A 24,648-nucleotide genomic window follows, 5' to 3' on the forward strand; every position below is an offset into this window, starting at 1 on the left:
CAAGAGATAGTGACTAATAAAAGGATGCTTGCATGACCGCGCCGAACGCGCTTTACCTGTTAATTGACGACCGTTTAAAACGGGATGAGTTACAACTGCCGGGATTGCCAGAGACGGCGGAGCGAGTGCGCGATGCAACGCTAAACCCCAACTGTAACTTACAAGAATTAGCGCGCATTATTCAGCACGATGCGGCGTTATCTGCGCGACTTGTTCGGCTAGCCAACAGCGCCTACTTAGGCAGCCGCAGTAAAGCCGAAAGCTTGATGCAGGCATTGACCCGAATTGGCTTAAGACGAATAAGAACATTGGCTCTGGCAATGGCAGTCGAGCAGGTATTTTGGCCAAAAAACGATATTGTTAAGCAATTTGCCGAAAGCTATATTAAAGAAACTCGTGAAATAGCCGCCGCTGCGGTCGTTATTACACGGCACCTGCAAAATAGAGGTCTGGGGAATCGATTGCATCAAGACGTGGCATTGCTTGCCGGCATGATCTCACAAATTGGTTTGGCCCCAATTCTAAAAATGGCCGATGAACATGACGATAGTTTTGCTAACCCCTCTTTTATTAAAGGGACAATGTCTCAGTTTGGTGGTCAGCTTGGTGTCAACGTACTCAAGCATTGGGAATTTACCCCAAACTTAATTCGGGTACCGTATTATTTTGGCTGTGGTCGTGTAAAACTGCTGGATGACGCAATAGTAGTTAACTATTGCGACATTGTGCATTTAGCTAGTTTGTTAACAAGTAATGCGCAACCCAACAAAAATGCGATGACGATTGCCGAATATGAGCAACGTGAAATCATCCCGGCCAGTGGTTTCTGGCAGGACGAATCCACGCAGCAAGCTTATCGCGAAATGCTGGAATTACTTAGTTAGAAGAGTCGCTGCTAAAAGCCCGAATTAAGTCGTCGTACAACTCACCGACTTGAGCCGAGATGAGCATAAAATCTGCGTCGAGCTTCTGGTCAGGAGTCGGGTCGACTAAGTCGTCTTGTTGTTCCATCAACATGTCTGTTGCTTTAACGCGCTTTAACGCCAGGTCAGTTTCCAACACAAACTCAATTTGTTCTTGCCAAATTAATCCTAACCGGGTGACCTGCTTGCCGCCATCCACGTGGGCTTGAATATCGTCGCGGGTAAGGTCTTCATTTTTACAACGTAAAATGCCACCGTCCTGTTGTGGTGAGCGCAGCTCTGCCTCATCACCGAGCTCAAAGGCACCGGGTAACGAATTGCCAATTAACCAGTCGGTCATAAAGACCTCAGCCGCTTCTGCGGTGCCAACCGGTTGTACCGGTAATGAACCTAATGTAGAACGTAACAACCCTAAAAAGTCCTCTGCTTTATTAGATGCCGATTCATTAACCACAATTAACTGCCGCTTTAAGTCGAGATAACCCCAGCTTAAACGAAAGCGACTGAATGCCTGAGGCAATAATTGATGGACTAAATCTTCTTTCAGCGTTTGTTTTTCTTTGCGGTTAACCGGACGGCCTTCAGCATCCTGGATTTGCCGTACCTTTTCATCCAGTTCGGCATTTATAACTGCAGCAGGCAGTACTTTTTCTTCGCGGCGGGCACAGATCAGGTAGCATTCGTTTAAGCGATGGCTAAGTACCTCGCTGTCTGCCCCAAAAGGAGAGTACCAGCCAAAGGTTGATTGCTCCTGTCGACCACAGGCGCGAAATAAATGTTCATTTAATTTGGCTTCAAAGTCTTCAGGCAAAGTAAATTCATCGCTAAAGCGATAGAAGCGCAGGTTTCTAAACCACATAATTAGGGGTCTCTCTTGTTATTCGGAATACTAGGTTAGGATAATAACCGGGAATGAAAACTCGTAGGTTAAACCTTCTCCGGGTTCACTGCGAGCGTCAATGTCGCCTTGTAATGTCTGAGTGACGAGGTTTCGTACAATATGGGTACCTAAACCGCTACCGCCCTCATCTCGTTTGGTGGTGAAGAAGGGGTCGAATAAGCGATCTAACTGTTGCTGGCTGATGCCAACGCCATCGTCGCGGTAAGTGATATGTAGCCGGTCCGACTCGCCATCGTGACTGACTGATACTCTAATCCACATATTACCAGCAGTTATGCCCTCGAAACCGTGCAATAAAGAATTAAGTATCAGATTCGTAAAAATTTGTGAAATAGCACCGGCCGGACAGCGAATATAAAGATCCTGTGGGCAGTCAACATGAACCTGGTGCTGCGTCTTTTTAAGTTGCGGTTGAAGCGATTGAACCAGATCTTCAATGTAACGCTTGAGATTAATATCGCGGATCGCATCAGAGGCCTGATCGACAGCAACCTGCTTAAAGCTACTAATTAATTCCGAAGCGCGTTGCAGATTACTGTCTAATAATGTCAGGCTTTCTCGGCCTTCGCTGATGAATTTTTTGAGTTGTGCCTGCGTCAGCTGTTTATTCTCTAGCGCGTTATCCAGCTCATCAAGCTTTTCGATAAGAAAAGAACTGGCAGTAACACTAATGCCGATCGGTGTATTAACGTCATGAGTAATACCCGCAACCAATCCCCCTAACGAAGCCATTTTCTCCGACTCAACCAGTTGCTGTTGAGTTTCTTTCAGGTGCTGCAGCGATGCCTCTAAGCGCTGATTGGATTGCCGCAGAGTGCTTTCCATAGTACGGCGCTGACTTATTTCACGCTCCAGTTTCTCCTGTCTTAACTCCAGTTCGTTCTTGCGCTGCTCGAGATCCAGCATGACCTGACTTAAGCGTGATGTTTTACGGGCTACTTCCTGTTCAAGGATGGCGTTTTGTTCATCCAGCTGGCGGTTAGCCAGTTTCAACTTGTGTTGGGTACGTTGCAGGTCGTCTTGATATTCTTCGATGTTATCAATGAGCTGATTGTACGCCTGCTCAATGAGTACCAGCTCGTTATTGTGCTGATCATGCAGGCGTACCCGCGAAGCGTCTAAATTATCCAGTCGGAAACTGCGAATCTGACGTGTTAAATCGTTAAGTGGCCGATTAAGCATGCGACTAAACGCCAGAGAAAACAGAATCAGTAAAAAGGTGCTTTTTATGAAGGCGTTACCGACAATAAAGGCCAGGCTCAGTTTGATCCGGTCGATCGCTATATCCCGGGTCGAAAATAACGTCACATCGCCAACGCGGGTCGAATGCCCTGAAAATTCGAAAATCAGTGTGTCAAAGTAGCCAAATATACCATTCTGCTCGGGCAGCATATAACCATCGGCGGCTTGTTCAGGCAGGTCTTCTACCGACAGTGTTTCGCCTAACTGCACGACAATGTTACCGCTGTCGTCGCGAATTAATACACCGGCGATAGCGGGAATACTGATTAAGCCATCGGCAATAGTATCTATCTGTGGATTATTGAACTCCCACAGCGAACGAGTTAATGACCCGCTAAAAGTACTTTGTTGGTTTTGTAGCTCGGAGATGAGCGCGCGCTTGGTGTCGAAATATTCAGCGCCTATCTGGATCGCGGTCACCATTAACGTCAACAAAAAGTAGACGGAAAGCACGCGGGTTAACAGCGATGTGGAAATACTTTTATTGGCCATAAGTGCGCAGTAATTGCCAGCTAAGGTGCGTTAAAACGATAGCTCTAAGCTAATTCATTCTGTGTCACAACGCAATAATAACCCGTGTCACAAAGCTGACATAAAGCCGTCATTAAGCTGTCATGAAAAATCACTAAAGTTGCAGCATCTCTAATTTAGAGGACGTTAATTGTCCCTCCCAGACCAGAAGGTTACGTCATGAGGTTGTTAGCAACAGGTACCGCATTAGCACTAGCGTCGTGTTTATCATGGCCGGCTCAGGCACAAGATAAAAGCCTGGATCCGGTTGTCGAAAACGCGGCTGAGATTAACCAATCGGCTCGCCAGTCGCAACTCACTATTGATTCTATTTCTGAATCAATGCAACAGCGATTGCAGCAATACAAACAAATTACGAAAGAGATCGACGGGCTGCAAGTCTACACACAGCAACTGCAGCAGCAAGTCGCGAATCAACAACAGGAAATGACCGATCTTAATGATTCTATCGATCAGGTTAGCTTTGTTGAGCGACAGGTTACGCCGCTAATGATGCGTATGATCGACTCGCTGGATACCTTTACTGAGCTCGATGTTCCGTTTTTACAGCAAGAGCGTGAACAACGCATTGCCGGTTTACGGGAACTCATGGAACGCGCCAACGTTGATGTGTCGGAAAAATTCCGCCGGGTCATGGAAGCCTACCAAATTGAAGCCGATTACGGGCGCAATATCGAAGCTTATACAGCGGAGCACGATGTTAATGGAAACGTACAAGATGTCACCTTCCTGCGCATTGGCCGTGTCGCTCTGCTGTATAAAACACGCGATGGCGAGCACTTGGGAATATGGAATCAGGAGCAGCGCCAATGGCAGTCACTGGACAGCAGTCATTTGATTGCAATTGATCAGGCAATAAGTATTGCGCGCAAGCAAAAAGCCCCGGATTTATTAATGTTGCCGTTACTGGCTAACAAAACAGCTGAATAAGGTGAAGGAGACATTTATGTTTTTTCGTACACTGAAACAACTGGCCGTCGCCTTTACTGTCACGGCGTTATTTAATTCTGCCGCGGCTGCTCCAGCGCCGCAGGAACCGATTAATCTCGACGAGCTACTGCAACAATTACAACAAGGACAGTTTTCTCAATCTGAGGATAACAAGCAACGAGAGCAACGCTTTCGTCAACAAGAGCAGCAGCAAAAGCAAATTCTTCGCGAGGCGATTAATCAACGCGATCGGCTGGAGCAACTTGCCGCTGAGTTGGAAACAGAGTTCGAAAATAATGAAACTCAACTCGGTAACCTGGAAGATAACCTGACTCAGAGCATGGGGTCACTAAAGGAATTATTCGGGGTGTTGCAGCAAGTCACAAGCGATACTTCAGGCAAGTTTCAGAATTCGGTGATTTCTGCACAGTTCCCGGCTCGGGCAGAGGAACTGGCTGAGCTAGCGGAAAAGATGGGCAGTTCGTCAAAGATGCCTTCAATTAATGAAATTGAAAAAGTCTGGTTCGCGCTGCAACAAGAAATGACGGAGTCGGGAAAAATTGCCGAGTTTACGACGCAAGTTACCGCAGCGGGTGGCGATAAGCAGCAACAACAAGTAGTCCGCGTAGGCACATTTAATCTGGTCAGCGATGGTAAATACCTGGAATACAATCCCAGTACCGGTAACACGGCAGAGTTAGTGCGTCAGCCGGCCGGGCGTTACTTAAGTTCGGCAGAGAAAATTCAACAGGTCGAGGGCGGCACAGTTAGCTTTGGTCTGGACCCAACGGGTGGCTCTATTCTGGGACTATTGGTGCAGGCTCCGAGTTTGAAAGAGCGTATTCAGCAGGGCGGTATCGTTGGTTACATCATTCTTGGTTTGGGCGTCATTGGTCTGTTATTTGCCTTAGAACGCTTTGTGTCGCTGATGCTGATTGGTAACAAAGTTAAGCGCCAGTTGAAAAAACCGCAGCCAAGTAATGACAACCCGCTGGGCCGCGTGATGTTAATTAAAGACAAATACCCGCAGGCTGACACCGAAACTCTTGAGCTTAAGTTAAGCGAAGGAATTTTGCGAGAGGTGCCTAAAATCACTCGTAATCTGACCTTCATAAAAATTATTTCCGTGGTCGCACCGCTAATGGGTCTGCTCGGTACCGTTACCGGTATGATTAACACCTTCCAGGCAATTACGCTGTTTGGTACCGGCGACCCGAAACTAATGGCCGGTGGTATCTCGCAAGCCTTGGTCACGACTGTGCTTGGCTTGGTTGTTGCCATTCCAATGACGTTGCTATTCGCTATGCTACACACGCGCAGCAAGAACATGATTCACATCCTGCAGGAGCAAGCGTCAGGCATTATTGCGGAGCGCTCTGAGCGAGGAGAATAACCATGTTATTTCTCATCGAGTTTAGTCACGCAATACGTGATTTTATCGAAGCCGGCGGGCAAGTCCTGCTGGTTATCGGAATTTTGATTTTTACCATGTGGCTGATGATTCTGGAACGTATCTTCTACTTTTTGCGAGGCCATCGTGCGCGAGTAAAAGAGACCATGCAACGCTGGCAGCAGCGCAGCGACAAATCGTCCTGGCGTGCTGAACAGATACGCCAGGCAATGATTTCACGAGTAGCGCTGGGTCTTGGCGGCAATTTACCGGTAATAAAAGCTCTAGTAGCGCTGTGTCCCTTGCTAGGCCTTATGGGAACGGTAACCGGCATGATCGAAGTGTTTGATGTGATGGCAGTAACAGGCACCGGCAGCGCCCGCTCAATGGCATCCGGCGTTTCTAAGGCAACGATTCCAACCATGGCGGGCATGGTCGGGGCTCTCTCCGGAGTTTTTGCAGCGACCTGGTTACAGCGGACTACACGTCGCGAAAAAATGAAATTAGAAGATCGAATCTTATTGGAGCGTCATTAAAATGAAACAGCATTTTGCCAATTTAGTGGAAGAAGAAGAAAGCCAGATTGATATGACGCCAATGTTGGACGTCGTTTTTATCATGTTGATCTTCTTTATTGTTACGGCGTCGTTCGTTAAAGAGTCTGGTATTGATGTTAACCGTCCCGATGCCGCGACGGCCGTGCAAAAAGACCGGGCTAATATCCTTGTTGCTATCAGTGAGGGCAATGAAGTCTGGATTAATAAACGTCAAATTGATATCCGTGCGGTACAGGCAAACATTGAACGTTTGTATGCCGAAAACCCGCAAGGTTCAGTGGTCATTCAAGCCGATGAGCAAGCCAATACTAAAACGTTGATTGAGGTCATGGATGCCGCCCGTTCGGCCGGTGTGTTTGACGTCTCAGTAGCTACCGACGAGCAGTGATATGCGATATCTAGCAGCCATTTTAGCCGCCGCCGTCGTCACTATTGGACTGTTTTATCTGATGCAGTCATTGATCAGTAGTGGCGAAGGCGCGATGTCAGAGCCGGTTCGAGGCAGCGTTCTGGATTTTGTTCGCACGCCCGAGCAGGAGCAGGTACAGGAAAAAGAGCGTAAGCCTGAGCGCCCACCTGAACCGGAGCAACCACCAGAAGATTTACCGCAGCCACAGATGGATTCGCAGGTCGATAACGAGGGCAGCAGCAACTATGACTTCTCGGCCAATGTCGATACTGCAGCAGATATTGGCAACGGCGCCTCGTTGCAATCCTCAGATGGTGAATACTTACCGATTGTTAAAGTACAGGCGACCTATCCAAGACGTGCTATGCAGAGGGGAATAGAGGGTTTTGTGCTGGTTGAATTTACGGTAACACCTCAGGGTTCGGTGCGCGATCCAGTGGTAGTGCAAGCAGAGCCCGAGGGCGTATTTGAACAGGCGGCGTTGGATGCTGTGCTTAAGTTTAAATACAAGCCCCGCGTTATTGATGGCGAGCCAGTAGCAGTTGAAGGTGTTCGTAATCGCATGACATTTGAGATGAATTAAAGAGGTACGCCCATGAAGACTTTACTAAAAGCAATGGCGTTAACTGGCGTTGTCGCGTGGTCGCTGGCGCAACCTGTGTTGGCGCAACAGACAGAGCGCGTTCCTGCTTTGCGAGAGAAAGTATACAGCCAGTTGGCACGGGCTCAGACAGCCGCGGATGAGCAAGGCAACGCCGCGGGCATTAAAGTTTTAAAAGAAATAGCAGCGCGCGCTGACAGTATGAACAGCTATGAACGAGCGATGCTTTGGAATTACTTTGGCTTTATGTATTACGATCAGGGAGAAACGGCAAGAGCCATCAATTATTTCGGCAAAGTTGTAGAGCAGCAGCCGATACCAGAGTCCTTGAAAAAGAATACGCTATTCAGCCTTGCTCAACTGGCATTGAGCGATGGTCAGTACCAGCAAGCGCTCGACTACGTTGATCAGTGGCAGGCGATGGCCAGTGATAAAGAACTGCCTAAGTCTTGGGTATTGCAAGCCCAGGCACTTTATCAAAATGAGGATTATCAGCAGGCGCTGGCGGCTATTGATAAGGCTATAGAGTCCACGACCAACAATAATGACGTACCGAAAGAAAATTGGCTGGTGTTAGCGCGGGCAATTTATTACGAACTTAACCAGACCGCTGGCGTAGCGGCAATGCTGGAGCAGTTGGTGGTCAATTACAGTAAGCCCGAGTATTGGCTTCAACTCGCTGGTGTCTATGGTCAGCTGGAGCAAACTAAAAAGCAACTTGCGGTACTAGAAGCGGCGCATCAGCAGGGCTTTATAAAAACCGCTGAGCAATGGCGTAATTTAGCGCAGGTTTACTATCTGAACGAACTGCCATTTAAAGCCGCGAAGGTCATTGAGCAGGGCCTTAGCAAAAATATATTGGCTGATAACTTAAGTAATCGTAAGTTTTATGCACAGAGCCTAATGCAGGCCAAAGAATACCAAAAGGCGATTACAGCCTATCAACAAGCAGCAGACTTGGGCGACAGTGGCGAGATGCTGGCACAAGCTGCGCAGCTGGCAATTAACAACGACAAAAACGAGCAAGCACTGCAGCTTGCGGACGATTCGCTGGCAGCCGGAGAGTTAAAAAATCCAGGTAATATGTATCTGGTAAAAGGCATGGTGTATGTCAATTTGCAGCAGTTTGATCAAGCTCTGAATGAGTTTAACACGGCTGCTGAGTTTTCCGGGAGCAGAGCCGCGGCCCAACAGTGGTCCCGCTATGCGAAGTCGCAACTGGCTTATAAGCGACAACTTGCTGAGAATAAACTCAACTGACATAAAAAATTCACTTTTCTGTCACACTGTCACAAAGTTGTCATAAAACAGACATACAATAGACACAGGTCATTAATGAATCTGAAAAGATTCCTTAATTGTTTTATAATCGCTGTCAGATTTCAGCGTTAAACACTGTGTTAATTGTTTAGGAACGTTTTATGAAACAACTACTTGGGTTAGCTTCTTTAGTCTTGCTGAGTTCGCTTCCGGTGCAGGCTCAGGGGTCAGACAAAGACGAAAATACGGCACTAACCGTTTACGGTCGTGCCAACGTGTCGTTTCAAAGCAATGACGAGGGCGATGGATCATATACTGATTTAGTTAGTAACTCGTCGCGCTTTGGTTTAAAGGGCTTCAACTCGCTTAACGACGATCTTGAAGTGTTTTATCAGATCGAATTTGGTATCGATCTGGCGGACTTCGATGAGGGCGACGACGCTATTGGTAATCGTAACCAAGTGGTTGGTTTACGCGGCTCTTTTGGCGAGATCATGCTTGGCCGTTACGATACGTTCCTAAAAGATTCGCAAGGTAAAATTGATGAGTTTACCGACTACGAAGCGGATCTAAAAAGCCTGTTTCGTGGCGAGAACCGTCCCGATAACACAGTGACGTATTACTCACCTTCGTTTAATAACTTTAGTGTGGGTTTAACTTATATTGCGTCTGGTGATGAAAGTGAGGATGACGGTGTCTCCTTCGGCGTGCTATACGGCGACGCTAAGCTAAAGAAAACCAAGTTCTATGCTGCGCTGGCGATTGATCGTGATGTTGCCAACTATGATATCGAACAGTTTTCTGCTGCTACAAAGTTAGGCAATACCCGTATTGGCGCGGCTTTGCAACAGTTCCAGCGGACCGACGGCTTATATGATTCCGATGGTTACTTAATAAGTGCCGCGCACCCTTATAAAGACTGGGTTTTTAAAGCACAGTACCAAGCTATCGATGATGGCGAGGACCGCGATTCGTCAATTTCCGTCGGAGCAGACTACTTCTTTAATGGCAACACTCGCGTGTACACTTGGTATACCGGCCGCCAGTGCGATATCGCTTTCTATGAAAGTCGTGGCTGCGGCGCGTCACCGGGCGTAGAGCAAGATTACTTAGCGATTGGTATTCGCCACGACTTTTCCTGGTAACCAACCGTTAGTACCGTTGCTTACGGTAGCCCCTGACAGCGTTAGGGGCTACACTACAACTATTTCGAGCCTTCTGGTTGTAGGAGTATCCAGGCAATGACCAACCTAGTTGTTCTGGCCATCTATTTGTTGATAGGTTTAATTATTAAGCGCGCCGGCAAGTTTCCTGATAATACCGCGCAAGTTTTAAACCTTTACGTTATTTACGCCGCCTTACCCGGCGTTATCTTTACTAAAGTCCCGTCGCTCGAGTTTTCATCAGAGTTACTCATTCCGGTTATCATCCCCTGGGTGTTGCTGTTGTGTAGTGCGCTATTTATTTACGCAATCGGTCGCTTATTAAACTGGAGTCGAACGGTTATCGGCGCCTTGCTGGTGTGCGTGCCGCTCGGTAACACTTCGTTTTTCGGCTTCCCGATGATAGAGGCGTTCTATGGCAGTGATGCCATAGTCTACGGCTTGCTTTACGATCAATTCGGGTCATTTTTTGGGTTGGCCATCTATTCAACGATTATTATTGCATTGTTTAAAGAACCAAGCGGGGATGAGTCCGCGCGCCCAAGCTTGTTCGGTATTATTAAGAAAATCTTTGCGTTTCCGCCGTTCATTGCATTGGTTATTGCCTTGCTGGTAAAAGACCTCAGCTACCCCAAAGTGTTTTCAGTATTGGTTGAATCGCTGGCTGTAACTTTAGTGCCGGTTATTATGGTAGCGGTCGGTTTCCAACTAAAATTTCGATTACCGAAAGGTAGTAAAACGCCTTTATTTGTTGGTTTAACGACCAAACTGTTAATTATGCCGTTGCTTACCATTAGCTTATTATGGAGCTTCGGTTTCGACTCACAGTTGGTGCAGGTAACGGTGTTCGAAAGTGCGATGCCTCCCATGATTACCGCCGGTGCTGTGGCTATTATGGCGGGGCTGGCGCCGAGCTTATCAGCGGCTATGGTCGGTTATGGAATTCTTGCTGCTTTTATCACATTGCCGTTGTTTTACCAGCTGTTGCAGTGGCTCAACTAAGTTTTGTCATAAAAGTGACGGAATTTAATAAAAGTGTCATATTAATTGGTAATAATCAGGGTATTCAAACATAGCAGGAATCCCTAAATGTCACGCAGAATTCTTATTGTTGAAGATGAAGCACCGATTCGCGAAATGCTCAGTTTCGTGATGGAGCAACATGGCTACCAGGCGGTAGAAGCCAAGGACTTTGACAGCGCGGTGAGTCGAATTGCCGAGCCTTACCCGGATATGGTGTTACTGGACTGGATGTTGCCAGGCGGATCCGGTATTCAGCTGGCGAAAAAGCTTAAAAGTGATGACTTCACCCGTAATATTCCGATCATTATGCTGACCGCTCGCGGTGAAGAGGAAGATAAAATCAAAGGATTGGAAGTTGGCGCCGATGATTACATTACTAAACCTTTTTCACCGAAAGAGTTGATGGCTCGTATGCGAGCGGTGTTTCGTCGGGTTGCACCTACAGTGCTTGATGAACCGTTAGATTTTGACGGGCTGAAACTTGATCCTGTATCGCACCGAATATCAGTTAATGACAATAGCGTTGATATGGGGCCAACGGAATTTAAATTACTGCATTTTTTTATGACTCACCCAGAGCGGGTCTATAGTCGTGAGCAGTTGCTGGATCATGTTTGGGGCACTAATGTTTATGTGGAAGATCGGACCGTCGATGTTCACATAAGACGCTTGCGCAAAGCGCTAACAGAGTACGGTTTCGACCGTTTAATTCAGACTGTGCGAGGAGTTGGTTATCGTTTTTCTATGCGTTAACCACATTGACCGTAGCATAGAGGAGACGTAGCGACCCATGGATCGTGACTATTCTAACTTGTTAGCATTGCGTGGGTTGGTGCTGTATTTATTACCTTTCATTATTGTTGGGTGGTTAATTGGTTACTTGTGGCCAGTGCTTACCATTGCCCTGACCGGGCTAATAGTATGGCATTATTATTATCAGCAAAGACTAACACGTTGGTTGTGGAAAAGCCGCAACCTGCTCCCGCCAACGGCTCCTGGCTCCTGGGGCTATATTTACGACGGTATTTATCGTAACCAACGTCGTAGCCAAAGCCGTCGTCGCTCGCTGGCAAAACTATTACGTCGTTTCCGCGAAGCGTCAGAAGCATTGCCTGATGCCGCTATCGTGTTTAGAAGCGACGGCTCGTTACTTTGGAGCAACAAGCTCGCCCAATTTTATTTTGGTCTGCGCTGGCCGGAAGATGCCGGTATGCGGCTCTCCAACCTAATTCGTTATCCGGAATTTTTCGCGTATTTAAACAATGGCGATTTCAGTGAAGCTTTAACCATTCCATCCCCGATGCGTGAGTCGCTCGATATCGAAATTCGAGTGATGCCTTACAGTGACGATCAGTTCTTATTGGTCGCACGTGATGTTACACAAGGAAAACAGCTGGATACTATGCGTCGCGATTTTGTCGCCAATGTCTCGCATGAGTTAAAAACCCCCTTAACCGTGTTACAAGGTTATCTGGAAATGCTCACCGATGTTGAAAATGTGCCCCCAGCAATGGCACAGCGGGCGGTTGATCAAATGCAGCAACAAAGCGATCGAATGAAAAATCTGGTTGATCAATTGTTGCAGTTGTCGCGAATGGAAACACCAAGCCACGATGTGTTTGAGCAGGTGGTTGATGTTCCGGCCTTGATTGAAGAATTGCGGCTTGAAGGTGAAAAGCTGGCTACCGATAAACAGCTCACTTTAACGGTCGATGTTGAACCTATTAAGGTCTATGGCAAAGGTGATCAGTTACGCAGTGCCATGCAAAACTTAATCACCAATGCGGTTCGTTATACAAACGCTGGTGGACAAATTCGGATAACCTGGCGTGAAGTTAATAATGAGGTTGAATTTAGTGTTGAGGACGACGGGCCAGGCATTGATAGTGACCATTTGCCCCGGCTGACCGAGCGTTTTTATCGGGTCGATCCCGATCGTAATAGCGATAGTGGCGGCACCGGACTTGGCTTATCGATTGTTAAACAAGCATTGCAACATCATAACAGCCATCTCGAGGTTAATAGTAAGCCGGGATTAGGCTCGCGCTTTTGGTTCCGGATGCCGGCGGGGTTGGTCGTTGATAGTTAAACTCGCAAATCATAAAAATTTTAAAAAACTGTCACATTTGTCATCAAAGTGTCATATAGCCGTCCTAAACTGTTAACTATCAATAAAGCGAAGAGGTGAACGACATGTTCAAATCAGCAAAAATAGTTAGTAAATCATTATCAACTTTCGCCATAGCTGGCGGACTGGCATTTAGTGGTGCTGTGGCAGCAAACACGGATGACCTGCCCGAATATGAAAAAGTCTCTGGCTTGTCTGGCAATCTATCATCGGTAGGTTCCGACACATTGGCTAACATGATGACTTTCTGGAGCGAAGAGTTTAAGCGCATGTACCCTAGCGTCAATGTGCAAATCCAGGCAGCTGGTTCATCAACGGCTCCACCCGCTCTTACCGAGGGTACCTCCAGCTTCGGGCCAATGAGCCGGGCAATGAAATCAAAAGAAATTGAATCGTTTGAAAAGCGTCATGGCTATAAGCCTACCGCGGTTCGTGTAGCAATAGATGCGCTAGCGGTGTTCGTGCATAAAGATAATCCAATCGAAGGTATGTCTATTGCTGAAGTTGACGCGGTATTCTCGTCAACTCGCAAGTGTGGTGCCGACAAGCAAGTTAACCGCTGGGGTGATTTAGGCCTGACCGGTTCTTGGGATAATCGCGACTTACAGCTGTATGGACGTAACTCGGTATCAGGTACCTACGGTTATTTTAAAGATGCGGCATTGTGCGGCGGTGATTTCCGCTCTAACGTCAATGAGCAACCCGGTTCTGCTTCGGTGGTTCAGTCTGTTTCAACCTCGCTTAACGCGATTGGTTATTCAGGTATCGGCTATGTTACTTCCGGTGTTAAAACAGTACCTCTTGCCAGAGGTACAGGCGATGATTATATCGAAGCAACCCGCGAAAATGCCTTAGCCGGCAAGTATCCGCTCGCTCGCTTCTTATACGTTTATGTGAATAAGCACCCGAATAAGCCACTAGGTAATGCCGAAGCTGAATTTTTAAAGATGATTTTGTCCAAGCAAGGTCAGGATATCGTTAACAAAGACGGCTACATTGGCTTGCCAAAGGCAGTAGTAGATGCAGAGCTGGAAAAATTAGGCTTAAGCCACTAATTGACCTGGCTATGATTAACCGGCGCGCTCTCATGAGTCGCCGGTTTTTGTATTTTTACAGTTTGGTGAAACAAAAATGACAGCCTTGTAACAATACTGTCATAAAAGTTCACTACAATTAGCTTCAGTTTCATTATTAAAGTTTGAGGTCACAATGGCATCACAATCTGCCGAGCAGTTATCTGCTAACCGGATGCGACTCGTTAAAGACCATGCCGCACGCTACGGAGTTACTGCCGGTGGCATTATGGTACTGGTTGCACTGCTTTTGATCTTTTTCTACCTACTGTATGTGGTTCAGCCTATTTTTGAGTCGGTCGACTTAAAAAAGGTGAACAGCTTTGAGTTGCCTGAACAAAGCAACGTCGAGGCTGTGGGAATGGAAGAACAAGCGGAAATTGGTTATCGCTTTTTAAGCGATGGAGAACTGCAGTTTTTCTCGTTGATTGATAAAGATGAACGAAAAGCTGGCGATATTCTGTTGACTGAAACCATAAAAACAGGTGCTGAAATCACTAGTTTTGGCAGCTCGTTACCGGTTAATTCGCAGTACGTTTATGGCTTCAGCGACGGTAGTGCGGTTGTGGTACAGCCTAAATTTCTAGTGAGCTTTCCCGAAACCGCAGCAACCGCTAAGACCGATCGGGTTGAGCGAGTGATCACACCGCGTGTTGAGTATAAAAACCAGGGCGAGCCGTTAACCGTTGATGAGCAGCAACGACCATTGCAGCGTTTGGCCTACGAAACTGACGGTGACGGCATGCTATTCGCCGCGGTGGTAGAGCAGAATAAGCTGTTAGTGACTCATTATGTTGCTGAAGAAAACTTTATGACCGGTGAGGTTTCGTTAACCCCTAAGTATACGGAAATCCCTTTAAACAGCGCTATTGACGATATTGTGGTAACACCGGACTTGCGACAGGTATTGGCACGCCGTGGCAATCGGGTGCATGTGTTTGATGTTTCCATTAACGGCGAAGTCAGCGAGCGCGAGCTCATGCCAGCACGGTCACGTGAGCTCGGCAATGCCACTGGTATGTATCTGTTAGCAGGTGCATCGTCAATTTTGTTAACACATGACACGGGTAAAGTGTCGCAGTGGTTCGAAGTGCCAGGTGACGAGGGACGTCAGTACCAGTACATTCGCAGCTTTGAAGCCGGCTCTCCGGTGACTAATATCGAAGTCGAATACTATCGCCGAACCTTCTATACCTTGTCAGAAAACGGCGACATGAACATCTTCCACACCACCGCCGAGGCTGATCTTTATCGCGGGAAACCGAGTGAAGCTACCATTGAAGCGGTGATGGTCGACCCTCGTGCCAACTATCTGTTGATGAAAACAGACCAGGGTTATGGCATCTATGATGTTGACAATGAACACCCAGAGGTCAGCTGGAGTGCGATCTGGCAGGAAGTTTGGTACGAAGGCTATCCTGAGCCTGACTATACCTGGCAGTCGACCGGTGGTTCGGATGATTTTGAGTCAAAGTTTAGTCTGGTGCCAATTTCATTCGGGACCATCAAAGCAGCAGCGTATGCCATGTTGTTTGCAGTTCCGATTGGGTTAGCGGCTGCCGTCTACACGGCGTACTTTATGTCGCCATCAGTGCGCAAGTTTGTTAAGCCGACGGTGGAGATTATGGAGGCGCTGCCAACGGTTATTCTTGGCTTCCTTGCCGGCCTATGGTTGGCGCCATTAGCAGAGGCTTATTTACCCGGCTTTATCTCGGTGATTATCTTAGTACCTCTGGCGGTTATCGTAACGGCTGCTCTGTGGAGCACATTGCCTACTCGAATTCGCAATAAAGTGAGCGACGGCAGAGCCTCACTATTGCTGATTCCTGTGGTTCTGTTTATGGGCTGGTTGTCGTTTGAGTTAAGCCCTTGGGTAGAGCAAATCCTGTTCGACGGTGATGCGCGTCGTTATCTGACCAATGAGTTGGGAGTCACCTTTGACCAGCGCAACTCTTTAGTCGTCGGGATCGCAATGGGCTTTGCCGTTATTCCAACGATTTTCTCAATTGCAGAAGACGCGGTATTTAGCGTGCCCAAGCATTTATCAAATGGCTCGCTGGCCTTAGGCGCAACGCCGTGGCAAACCTTGACTAAGGTCGTGTTATTAACCGCCAGTCCGGGAATTTTCTCGGCGGTCATGATGGGCCTTGGCCGAGCTGTGGGCGAAACTATGATCGTGCTAATGGCGACCGGTAACACGCCAATCATGGATTGGAACATTTTTGAAGGTATGCGCACCTTGTCAGCTAATATCGCGGTGGAAATGCCGGAGTCAGAGGTGGGTAGTTCGCACTATCGGATCCTGTTCCTGGCAGCATTTGTATTGTTTATTTTCACTTTCTTCTTTAACACTATTGCTGAATTTGTCCGCCAACGCTTGCGTGACAAATACAGCTCAATGTAATCCGGACTCGAGGTTTAACGATGAAAAAGTGGTTCAACACCGGAAAACCCTGGATTTGGTTAACCGCCGGCTCGGTTAGTGTAAGCCTTATCGCGGTCATTGGGCTGGTGCTCATGATTGGTTGGCGTGGCTTATCGTTCTTTTGGCCGTCGGCGATTCACCAAATGACCGTGCAACAAGTCAATGGCGAAACCGCAGAACTTATTGGTGAAGTGTACGATTCTGAATCAGTCCCGACCACCCGTTTAAACGCAGAGACGATTAAATTGGGTAATATTGAGTCAGAAATGGTCACTCGTTATCTGATGAAGATTGGTAACCGCGAGTATGTTCCGTTGGATTTTACCTGGGTACTGGAGTCACTGATTGTTGAAGACAAAACTCCAGCAGATATGGCAGTCATTGAGCGGACAAAAGACGGTAACTTTTACGGTAAAATCATGGCTATTACCGAAAAAGGTGAGGTCATCGCCAGGCACACCGACGATAACTTTCGTCAGGTGATGTTTGACCGGGTAGAGCGTGCGGTAGAGCTAAATGATCAGGCGATGGATTTACAAGAAGGTGAAATCAGCGCGATAAACTACCAATTGAGTCAGTTGAATCTGGAGCGCCGTCGGTTAGAGCTGGAAAATGCACTAACTGACGAAGCGGTCGCTGATCTCCAGCGTCAACGCGAGCAATTGCAGGCCGAGTATCAGGTATACGAGGAACAGTTATTCGAATTACGTGAAAAGGCCAAGAAGAACTCGCTATTAGTGAGAGACTTCCGGGGCGAAGAAGTGACAGTGCCAATGTATCGGGTATTGGATGTGAATTTTCCGAACGACATGGGCTTTTTTGCTAAAACCGGACACTTCTTCCAACAAATTGGCAAGTTCGTTAGCGAGGACCCGCGTGAAGCAAATACTGAAGGCGGTGTTTTCCCGGCCATCTTTGGTACGGTGTTTATGGTGCTGCTGATGTCTGTAATTGTCACTCCGTTCGGCGTTATTGCGGCGGTGTATCTGCATGAGTACGCGGGCAAAAATTCAGTTACTAAGTTAATTCGCATTGCTGTAATTAACTTGGCCGGGGTACCGTCTATTGTTTACGGGGTGTTTGGCTTAGGCTTCTTTGTTTATATGGTCGGCGGCAGTCTCGACCAGATATTTTATCCAGAAGCATTACCGAACCCGACCTTTGGTACACCGGGCGTACTTTGGTCTGCGGTGACTCTGGCTATACTGACATTGCCAGTGGTGATTGTCTCGACTGAGGAAGGTCTTAGCCGTATTCCCAGCAGCCTACGTGAAGGTTCGTTGTCGTTAGGTGCCACCAAATGGGAAACCATCTGGCGGATTATAATCCCAATGGCATCACCCGCTATTATGACCGGTTTAATTTTGGCCGTCGCTCGTGCTGCAGGTGAGGTAGCGCCGTTGATGCTGGTTGGTGTGGTGAAGGCGGCGCCGATGTTACCGGTAGATGGTAACTTCCCGTACTTCCACTTGGATCGCAAGTTTATGCACCTTGGTTTCCACATCTATGATGTAGGTTTTCAGAGCCCCAACGTAGAGGCGGCACGACCGCTGGTTTACGCTACTTCGTTCTTGTTGATTACCGTCATCGTGGGTCTTAATCTCACGGCGATTGGAGTGCGTAACCATTTACGTGAAAAATATCGTTCGCTTGAGCAATAAGCATTGTTTGAATTGTCGAGAAGGTTTTAAATTATGATTTCGGTAAACCCGACTAAAAGTACAACAGATAAACTGGATCTGGAAAACTTAAGCCCAGAGCAAACGGCGTTAAGCATTAAGAATCTCGACCTGTTCTACGGCGAGGATCAAGCGCTTTACGATGTTTCAATGCACGTGCCTAAGAACCGTGTTACTGCATTTATCGGTCCTTCAGGGTGTGGTAAATCGACCCTATTACGTTGCATCAACCGCATGAACGACCTGGTTGAGATCTGTAAGGTACAAGGCGATATCGAACTGCACGGTAAGAACATTTACGATAAAGACGTTGATGTTGCTGCCCTGCGGCGGCGCATTGGCATGGTGTTTCAGCGTCCTAACCCGTTTCCTAAATCAATTTATGAAAACGTGGTTTACGGCTTGCGACTGCAAGGTGTCAAAGACCGCCGGGTATTGGACGAAGCGGTAGAAACGTCGCTGCGTGGCGCCGCACTTTGGGACGAAGTGAAAGATCGCTTAAACGCGAGTGCCTTTAGCTTGTCCGGTGGTCAGCAGCAGCGTCTGGTTATCGCGCGCTCTATCGCCATTGAGCCGGAGATCCTGCTACTGGATGAGCCAACCTCGGCGTTGGACCCAATTTCGACGTTAACTATTGAAGAATTGATTACCGACCTTAAGAAAAAATTTACCGTCGTTATTGTTACGCACAACATGCAGCAAGCAGCGCGGGTTTCCGATCAAACAGCGTTCTTATACATGGGTAAATTGATCGAATACGCCGATACCGATACGCTGTTTACTACCCCGTCTGAAAAGCAGACAGAAGATTATATTACTGGCCGTTACGGTTAAGGAGACAGTGATGGATAAGTTAAATATGGGCAAACACATCTCCGGCAAATTTAACGAAGAGCTGGAAGCTGTCCGTAACCGCGTACTGAGTATGGGCGGTCTGGTTGAACAACAAATTAGTGATGCGCTGGAAGCGATTCAAAAAGGCGATGTTGATTTAGCCGATAAGGTGCTAAGCAGTGACCATAAAATCAACAAGCTGGAAGTGCAAATTGACGAAGAATGTGTGCACATTATCGCTAAGCGGCAACCGGCCGCCAGTGACTTGCGGCTTGTTATTGCAATTATTAAAACCATTGCCGATTTAGAACGAATTGGTGACGAGGCTGAGCGTATTGCTAAGGTTGCTAAAGAAAGCTTTAACAAGGATCAGCAACAACTGTTAGTGAGCCTGGAAAACCTGGGACAGCACATTTTAAGTATGTTGCGTAAGGTACTGGATGCGTTCGCGCGGATGGATCTGGAAGCGGCGTACGAAGTGCATCAGCAGGATGAACAGGCGGATCGTCAGTACGAAGCTCTGACCCGTCAGCTAATGACTTATATGATGGAAGATTCCCGCTCGATTCCGAAGATCATGGATGTATTGTGGTCGGCGCGCTCATTAGAGCGTATGGGCGACCGTTGTCAAAACATCGCGGAATACATTATCTTTTTCGTGAAAGGTAAAGACGTGCGTCATGTCTCGCCAGAGAGCATGGAACGCACGGTTTTAGGGCGTAAAGATTAACTCAGTATTGAGTTAAAATAATTGCCGGGCGCGGATCGTGCCCGGTATTTTTCTCATCCGCTGTAAAATTTCGGTACCGTTATCGGTATCAATATCCATCACCACATAACCGACCGCAGAATCGGTCTGCAGATACTGGCCGGCTACGTTGATCTGATACTCACTTAAAATACTGTTAATCGCATTCAGCATACCCGGTTGGTTTTTATGAATGTGCAGCAAGCGGCGGGCAGTATCATGTGCTGGTAAACTGACCTCGGGAAAGTTTACGGCTGATAAGGTGGAACCATTATCGGAGTAACGTACCAGTTTTCCGGCCACTTCCACCCCGATATTTTCCTGAGCTTCCATGGTAGAACCACCGACATGCGGTGTTAGCAGACAATTGTCGATACCGCGTAATGGCGAGATGAACTCCTCATTATTGCCCTTTGGTTCCTCCGGGAAGACATCAATTGCGGCACCGGCCAGGTGACCGGATTTTAACGCCGACGCCAAGGCGTCGATATCGACCACTGTGCCGCGTGAGGCGTTAATAAATAAACTGTGTGGTTTCATCCGGCTAAACTGACGTGACCCCATCATCCAACGTGTCTGTTCGGTTTCAGGCACATGCAAGGTGACAATATCGGACTCAGCTAACAGGTCATCAAGAGTATGGGCCGGTTGCGCATTGCCCATCGGCAGCTTGTCTTCAACATCGTAGTAGCGCACCTGCATCCCAAGTTGCTCGGCAAGCACACTCAGTTGGCTACCGATGTGGCCGTAACCGACGATGCCCAATACTTTGCCGCGCGCTTCAAAAGAATTTTTAGCCGACTTTAACCAGCCGCCACGGTGGGCCGATGCGTTTTTAGCCGGGATGCCGCGCAGTAACATGATAACTTCTGCCAGTACCAGCTCTGCCACGCTACGCGTATTCGAGAAAGGCGCGTTGAACACCACCACGCCATGCTTTTTGGCGGCGGCCAGATCCACTTGATTGGTGCCAATACAGAAACAACCAACCGCAATAAGTTTGTCGGCAGCGGCAAATATTTTATCGGTTAGTTGTGAGCGTGAACGGATGCCAATAATGTGAACATCTTTTACTTTCTCAACAAGTTCGTCGTCGGACAGCGAGCTAGGCAGAATTTCAAGGTTGGTATAGCCTTGACGCTCAAATAACTTGATGGCGCTTTGGTGAACGCCTTCCAGTAACAAAACCTTTATTTTATCTTTTGACAGCGATCGCTTAACTGGTCTCATGGCAACTTTTCTTTTGTTATTTTAATCAAACTGGTGTTTTTGTACGCCATCATTGGCGCCTAATAAAGCAATATTGGCACCGCGTCGGGCAAATAGACCATTGGTTACAACACCGACGATATTATTTAAGCTTTGTTCAAGCTCCATTGGCTTCATAATCTCAAGATTATGCACATCTAATATCCAATTACCGTTATCCGTGGTCACTCCCTGTCGCCACACGGGATCTCCACCGAGCTTAACAATTTCGCGGGCGACGTAGGAACGCGCCATGGGAATCACTTCGACCGGTAATGGGAAGCTACCAAGCACGCCAACCAGTTTACTGTGGTCAGCAATGCAAACGTACTTCTCGGCGACTGCAGCGATGATTTTTTCGCGAGTCAGTGCAGCACCGCCGCCTTTGATCATTTGTCCAAACTCGTTAATTTCGTCGGCGCCGTCAATGTATACCGGGATGGGCCCGGCGCCGTTTAAATCAAAAACCGGGATGCCATGTTGCTTTAACCGCTCGGTAGACGCTTCAGAACTGGAAACAGCTCCTTCGATGTCATCTCTTTTAGCAGCTAGTGCGTCAATAAAATAGTTAACGGTTGAGCCGGTACCAACACCGACAATGGTGCCATCTTCAACATATTCTAACGCCGCTTCCGCCGCTGCTTTCTTCATTACATCACTGTTTGACATGAGAGCTTCCCGAAAAATGAATTTGGTCCCTCAGTATAGGGTTTTTAGCGCTAACTTGCATCGCTCATTTAGCGAAGATAATTAACAAAAATTCCAGTGTCTGCTGGGTGTAATGACCTGTTGGATAGGCACATCCCAGGGCTCTACCGGAATTTGCTCTAAGTACTGCTGATCGAAAGCCAGTCCAATTGGTCGCAGTTTTGGTAGCAGACCTTTGCGCCATTGCACCAGGGTCCGGTCATAGTAGCCACCGCCCATGCCCAGTCGGTTACCATGGTTATCAAAACCAACCAGCGGCATAAACAACCAGTCGATCTGCGCTAACGGCACTAACTGTTGGCAACTGAGCGCGGGTTCGGAAATGCCGTAGCGATTTTTTACCATCGGCGTATTCGCATCGTAGCGTAAAAATAACAGATGGCCTGGCGAGAATGGATGCAATACCGGCAGTACCGTCTGCACGCCTTGCTGCCATAATTCCGTAATCGTCGGTTGTGTATTTAGCTCGCCGCGGAAGCTCTTAAAAACGGCAGCCACTTTGTCGTTTGGTTGGCGAGCTGCAATGTAATTGCCAACACGCTCAGCTACCGCTTTCGCCCCTGCTAAGCGGTTAGCCTCAGAAAGTTGTGTTCTGGTCTGCAGTAACTTGCGTCTAAGCTCGTCTCGGGTCATGCTTGGGCAATAAAATAATGATAAAGAATAATAACTAAGGATACCTGATGAAAACATTAAAAACGATGTTTGTCAGTTTGGCCGTGTTTGTTTTCACTGCCCAGGCTATGGCGCTGCAAACTCCCCCCAAAGCTCCAGAGCGGACTCAGGGCGACGGACCCTACGAACGGCTTATCTTACGCGGTGGAACAATGATTACCGGTGAGGGTGCGCCGCCACAAGGTCCGGTGGATATTGTTATCGAAGACGATCGAATTACGCAGATAGTTAGCGTTGGTAATCCCGGCGTTCCGATTATTGAATCCCGGCGACCTAAAGCCGGGGATAACGACAAAGAGATGGATGTGTCTGGACATTATATCCTGCCGGGCTTTGTTGACATGCACGCTCATATTGGCGGCTCTGCTGAAGGTATTCCGGCCGAATACGTAATGAAACTGTGGCTGGGCCATGGCATTACGACAATTCGCGAGCCGGGCAGTTTTAATGGTTTCGACTGGGTGCAATGGCATCAGCAACAAGCCAGTGAGAATGCTATCGCTGCACCAAGAATAGTTCCCTATGTTGGCTTTGGCCAAGGCTGGGAAGAACCCATTTATGGAGCCGAGCAAGCGCGTGAGTGGGTCCGCTATATCAAGCAGCAAGGCGCCGAGGGAATTAAGTTTTTCGGGGCTTCGCGCAAGGTCATGGAAGCGGCACTGGACGAGGCTAATAAGCAAGGCTTGGGCACTATGATGCACCATGCGCAACTGAATGTGATGTCGATGAACGCGCTTGACTCAGCGCGGCTCGGACTAACCTCGATGGAACATTGGTACGGGTTACCCGAAGCATTGTTTGAAGATAAGCGAATTCAGGATTATCCGGCGAATTACAATTACAACAACGAACAACATCGTTTTGAGGAAGCCGGGCGCCTATGGAAGCAAGCGGCAGAGCCAGGTTCTGACAAGTGGAACGCGGTTCGTGACGAATTGATCCAACTTGATTTTACCATTAACCCGACACTGACTATCTACGAGGCGTCTCGTGACTTAATGCGCGAGCGGCAGGCTATCTGGCATGACGAATATACCTTGCCACGGTTGTGGGAGTTCTTTGAACCAAGCCGCTACGCTCATGGCTCCTATTGGTTTGACTGGACCACCGACAACGAGATTGCATGGAAGAAAAATTACCAGACCTGGATGCGCTTCCTGAAAGACTATCACGCTAATGGCGGACGTATTACGCTAGGTTCGGATGCCGGCTATATCTATAAAATTTATGGGTTCGGCTATATTCGCGAAATGGAGTTGCTGCGTGAAGCGGGACTGAACGCGTTGGAAGTAATTCATGCAGCCACGTTGGCAGGGGCTGAAGCACTGGGCCTGGATGACGAAATTGGCAGTATTGCGCTGGGTAAAAAAGCCGACATGGTTATTGTTAAAGAAAACCCGCTGGCTAACTTTAAAGTGCTTTACGGTACGGGCCATTTCAAATTGGATGATAACAATCAGCCGATGCGCACCGACGGTGTTAAATACACGATTAAAGACGGCATTGTGTATGACTCGCAGCAACTGCTGCAGGACGTCAAAAATATCGTTGTTGAAGAAAAAGCATCACGTCAGTGATGCTTTGATAACCAATAAATAGGGTGGTTTCCCGGAGGCGCCGTTTACGGCGTTGGCCCTTGAACCCATTGGTCCAAGGCGGGGAGCAAGTGGGATCCGTCGTAGGCTTCCCGGTACATGCCGGGCTTGCTCATGACGGGCCAGTGGTCCCCTTTTCTAAAAGCATCGGCTCAGGGACATTCGCCTACTTTCGTACGCCCCAGGAAACCTCAAAAAGGTACTGTTGGTTATCGTTGTGAACCACGTTGTGAACGCTGCTCACTCATTGCTTGTTCTATGGTCGCTTGCAGTAATTGGATCTTTTCTTCTAACTTAGCGGTGCGAGCCGCCTGATCGTTTTGGTCCTGAATCCACTCGTGGCAAAGGTTTAGCGCTGTCATAACCGCAATCTGCTCGACATTGGTTAATTTCGTGCGCTCTTTGGTATCACGCAACCGTTCATCTAGCTTGTCTGCCGCGTGCTGTAATGCACCTTCCTGGCCTACCGGACAATTTACCCGATAGTTTCTGTCCAGTAATGTTATATCCATTGTACGACCAGCCATGTGGCGGACTCCCTGCTAATGAATCACTGTTAGCTAACTGACGTTATTATGGCACGAGCGGCCGCTGCTTGTCAGCTAGCG

23 protein-coding genes and 1 other RNA gene are annotated in these 24,648 nt (G+C 47.9%); 17 read left to right on the forward strand and 7 right to left on the reverse strand.

Going from position 1 to position 24,648, the window contains the following annotated elements; all coding sequences use genetic code 11:
* Positions 1 to 32 precede the first annotated feature (32 nt).
* Positions 33 to 884: an HDOD domain-containing protein gene (locus tag CWI81_RS09920; RefSeq protein ID WP_126785164.1), complete on the forward strand. Its 852-nt coding sequence runs from the start codon at positions 33 to 35 to the stop codon at positions 882 to 884.
* Here CWI81_RS09920 and rdgC read toward each other — a convergent pair.
* Both rdgC and CWI81_RS09930 read right to left on the reverse strand, forming a co-directional pair.
* Positions 877 to 1,782, reverse strand: a complete 906-nt coding sequence (rdgC, locus tag CWI81_RS09925) for a recombination-associated protein RdgC (RefSeq protein ID WP_126785165.1) — start codon at positions 1,780 to 1,782, stop codon at positions 877 to 879. The two genes, CWI81_RS09920 and rdgC, sit on opposite strands and share 8 nt — an antisense overlap.
* Before the next feature lie 30 nt (positions 1,783 to 1,812).
* Positions 1,813 to 3,558, reverse strand: coding sequence for a sensor histidine kinase (locus CWI81_RS09930; protein WP_126785166.1), 1,746 nt, complete (start codon positions 3,556 to 3,558; stop codon positions 1,813 to 1,815).
* 198 nt (positions 3,559 to 3,756) lie between these two features.
* Here CWI81_RS09930 and CWI81_RS09935 point away from each other — a divergent pair, with 198 nt between their 5' ends.
* The 15 genes from CWI81_RS09935 (at position 3,757) to phoU (ending at position 19,799) form a co-directional block, all read left to right on the forward strand.
* Positions 3,757 to 4,527 carry a DUF3450 domain-containing protein gene (locus CWI81_RS09935; protein ID WP_126785167.1) on the forward strand — a complete coding sequence of 257 codons (771 nt, stop codon included), beginning with the start codon at positions 3,757 to 3,759 and terminating at the stop codon, positions 4,525 to 4,527.
* A gap of 16 nt (positions 4,528 to 4,543) precedes the next feature.
* Positions 4,544 to 5,920: a MotA/TolQ/ExbB proton channel family protein gene (locus CWI81_RS09940; RefSeq protein WP_126785168.1), complete on the forward strand. Its 1,377-nt coding sequence runs from the start codon at positions 4,544 to 4,546 to the stop codon at positions 5,918 to 5,920.
* Between the two features lie 2 nt (positions 5,921 to 5,922).
* Positions 5,923 to 6,453, forward strand: coding sequence for a MotA/TolQ/ExbB proton channel family protein (locus CWI81_RS09945; RefSeq protein ID WP_126785169.1), 531 nt, complete (start codon positions 5,923 to 5,925; stop codon positions 6,451 to 6,453).
* Position 6,454: 1 nt separating this feature from the next.
* Positions 6,455 to 6,862 carry an ExbD/TolR family protein gene (locus tag CWI81_RS09950; protein WP_126785170.1) on the forward strand — a complete coding sequence of 136 codons (408 nt, stop codon included), beginning with the start codon at positions 6,455 to 6,457 and terminating at the stop codon, positions 6,860 to 6,862.
* A gap of 1 nt (position 6,863) precedes the next feature.
* Complete coding sequence (locus CWI81_RS09955) at positions 6,864 to 7,466, forward strand: energy transducer TonB (RefSeq protein WP_126785171.1); 603 nt, start codon at positions 6,864 to 6,866, stop codon at positions 7,464 to 7,466.
* Positions 7,467 to 7,478: 12 nt separating this feature from the next.
* Complete coding sequence (locus CWI81_RS09960; RefSeq protein ID WP_198678672.1) at positions 7,479 to 8,744, forward strand: CDC27 family protein; 1,266 nt, start codon at positions 7,479 to 7,481, stop codon at positions 8,742 to 8,744.
* Positions 8,745 to 8,905: 161 nt separating this feature from the next.
* Positions 8,906 to 9,889, forward strand: coding sequence for a porin (locus CWI81_RS09965; RefSeq protein WP_126785172.1), 984 nt, complete (start codon positions 8,906 to 8,908; stop codon positions 9,887 to 9,889).
* A 96-nt stretch (positions 9,890 to 9,985) separates the two neighbouring features.
* Entirely contained in the window at positions 9,986 to 10,909 is a 924-nt protein-coding gene (locus CWI81_RS09970; protein WP_126785173.1) for an AEC family transporter, read from the forward strand.
* 87 nt (positions 10,910 to 10,996) lie between these two features.
* The gene (phoB, locus tag CWI81_RS09975) at positions 10,997 to 11,683 is read left to right on the forward strand and encodes a phosphate regulon transcriptional regulator PhoB (RefSeq protein ID WP_126785174.1); all 687 of its coding nucleotides are present in this window, start codon (positions 10,997 to 10,999) and stop codon (positions 11,681 to 11,683) included.
* Between the two features lie 37 nt (positions 11,684 to 11,720).
* Positions 11,721 to 13,019, forward strand: a complete 1,299-nt coding sequence (gene phoR, locus CWI81_RS09980; RefSeq protein WP_126785175.1) for a phosphate regulon sensor histidine kinase PhoR — start codon at positions 11,721 to 11,723, stop codon at positions 13,017 to 13,019.
* A 104-nt stretch (positions 13,020 to 13,123) separates the two neighbouring features.
* The gene (locus CWI81_RS09985) at positions 13,124 to 14,113 is read left to right on the forward strand and encodes a PstS family phosphate ABC transporter substrate-binding protein (protein ID WP_126785176.1); all 990 of its coding nucleotides are present in this window, start codon (positions 13,124 to 13,126) and stop codon (positions 14,111 to 14,113) included.
* 154 nt (positions 14,114 to 14,267) lie between these two features.
* Entirely contained in the window at positions 14,268 to 16,535 is a 2,268-nt protein-coding gene (locus tag CWI81_RS09990) for an ABC transporter permease subunit (protein ID WP_126785177.1), read from the forward strand.
* 20 nt (positions 16,536 to 16,555) lie between these two features.
* A complete protein-coding gene (pstA, locus tag CWI81_RS09995) occupies positions 16,556 to 18,217 on the forward strand; it encodes a phosphate ABC transporter permease PstA (RefSeq protein WP_126785178.1) in 1,662 nt (553 codons plus the stop codon).
* Positions 18,218 to 18,250: 33 nt separating this feature from the next.
* Positions 18,251 to 19,069, forward strand: a complete 819-nt coding sequence (pstB, locus tag CWI81_RS10000) for a phosphate ABC transporter ATP-binding protein PstB (RefSeq protein WP_126785179.1) — start codon at positions 18,251 to 18,253, stop codon at positions 19,067 to 19,069.
* Positions 19,070 to 19,079: 10 nt separating this feature from the next.
* Positions 19,080 to 19,799 (forward strand): phosphate signaling complex protein PhoU, encoded by a 720-nt coding sequence (phoU, locus tag CWI81_RS10005; RefSeq protein WP_126785180.1) that lies wholly within the window; start codon positions 19,080 to 19,082, stop codon positions 19,797 to 19,799.
* A gap of 12 nt (positions 19,800 to 19,811) precedes the next feature.
* On the opposite strand, the gene serA is transcribed toward phoU, so the two are convergent.
* From serA to CWI81_RS10020, 3 genes are all read right to left on the reverse strand, one after another.
* Complete coding sequence (gene serA, locus CWI81_RS10010) at positions 19,812 to 21,047, reverse strand: phosphoglycerate dehydrogenase (protein WP_126785181.1); 1,236 nt, start codon at positions 21,045 to 21,047, stop codon at positions 19,812 to 19,814.
* Positions 21,048 to 21,068: 21 nt separating this feature from the next.
* Positions 21,069 to 21,734 carry a ribose-5-phosphate isomerase RpiA gene (gene rpiA, locus CWI81_RS10015; protein WP_126785182.1) on the reverse strand — a complete coding sequence of 222 codons (666 nt, stop codon included), beginning with the start codon at positions 21,732 to 21,734 and terminating at the stop codon, positions 21,069 to 21,071.
* 81 nt (positions 21,735 to 21,815) lie between these two features.
* The gene (locus CWI81_RS10020) at positions 21,816 to 22,406 is read right to left on the reverse strand and encodes a 5-formyltetrahydrofolate cyclo-ligase (protein WP_126785183.1); all 591 of its coding nucleotides are present in this window, start codon (positions 22,404 to 22,406) and stop codon (positions 21,816 to 21,818) included.
* A 47-nt stretch (positions 22,407 to 22,453) separates the two neighbouring features.
* Here CWI81_RS10020 and CWI81_RS10025 point away from each other — a divergent pair, with 47 nt between their 5' ends.
* A complete protein-coding gene (locus CWI81_RS10025; protein WP_126785184.1) occupies positions 22,454 to 24,022 on the forward strand; it encodes an amidohydrolase family protein in 1,569 nt (522 codons plus the stop codon).
* A 24-nt stretch (positions 24,023 to 24,046) separates the two neighbouring features.
* On the opposite strand, the gene ssrS is transcribed toward CWI81_RS10025, so the two are convergent.
* Together ssrS and zapA are read right to left on the reverse strand one after the other, a co-directional pair.
* A non-coding RNA gene (ssrS, locus tag CWI81_RS10030) (6S RNA) lies at positions 24,047 to 24,231 on the reverse strand.
* Between the two features lie 18 nt (positions 24,232 to 24,249).
* Positions 24,250 to 24,567, reverse strand: a complete 318-nt coding sequence (gene zapA, locus CWI81_RS10035) for a cell division protein ZapA (RefSeq protein WP_126785185.1) — start codon at positions 24,565 to 24,567, stop codon at positions 24,250 to 24,252.
* Between the last annotated feature and the right edge of the window lie 81 nt (positions 24,568 to 24,648).

The sequence above is a fragment of the Idiomarina seosinensis genome (assembly GCF_003987275.1).
GTDB lineage: Bacteria > Pseudomonadota > Gammaproteobacteria > Enterobacterales > Alteromonadaceae > Idiomarina > Idiomarina seosinensis.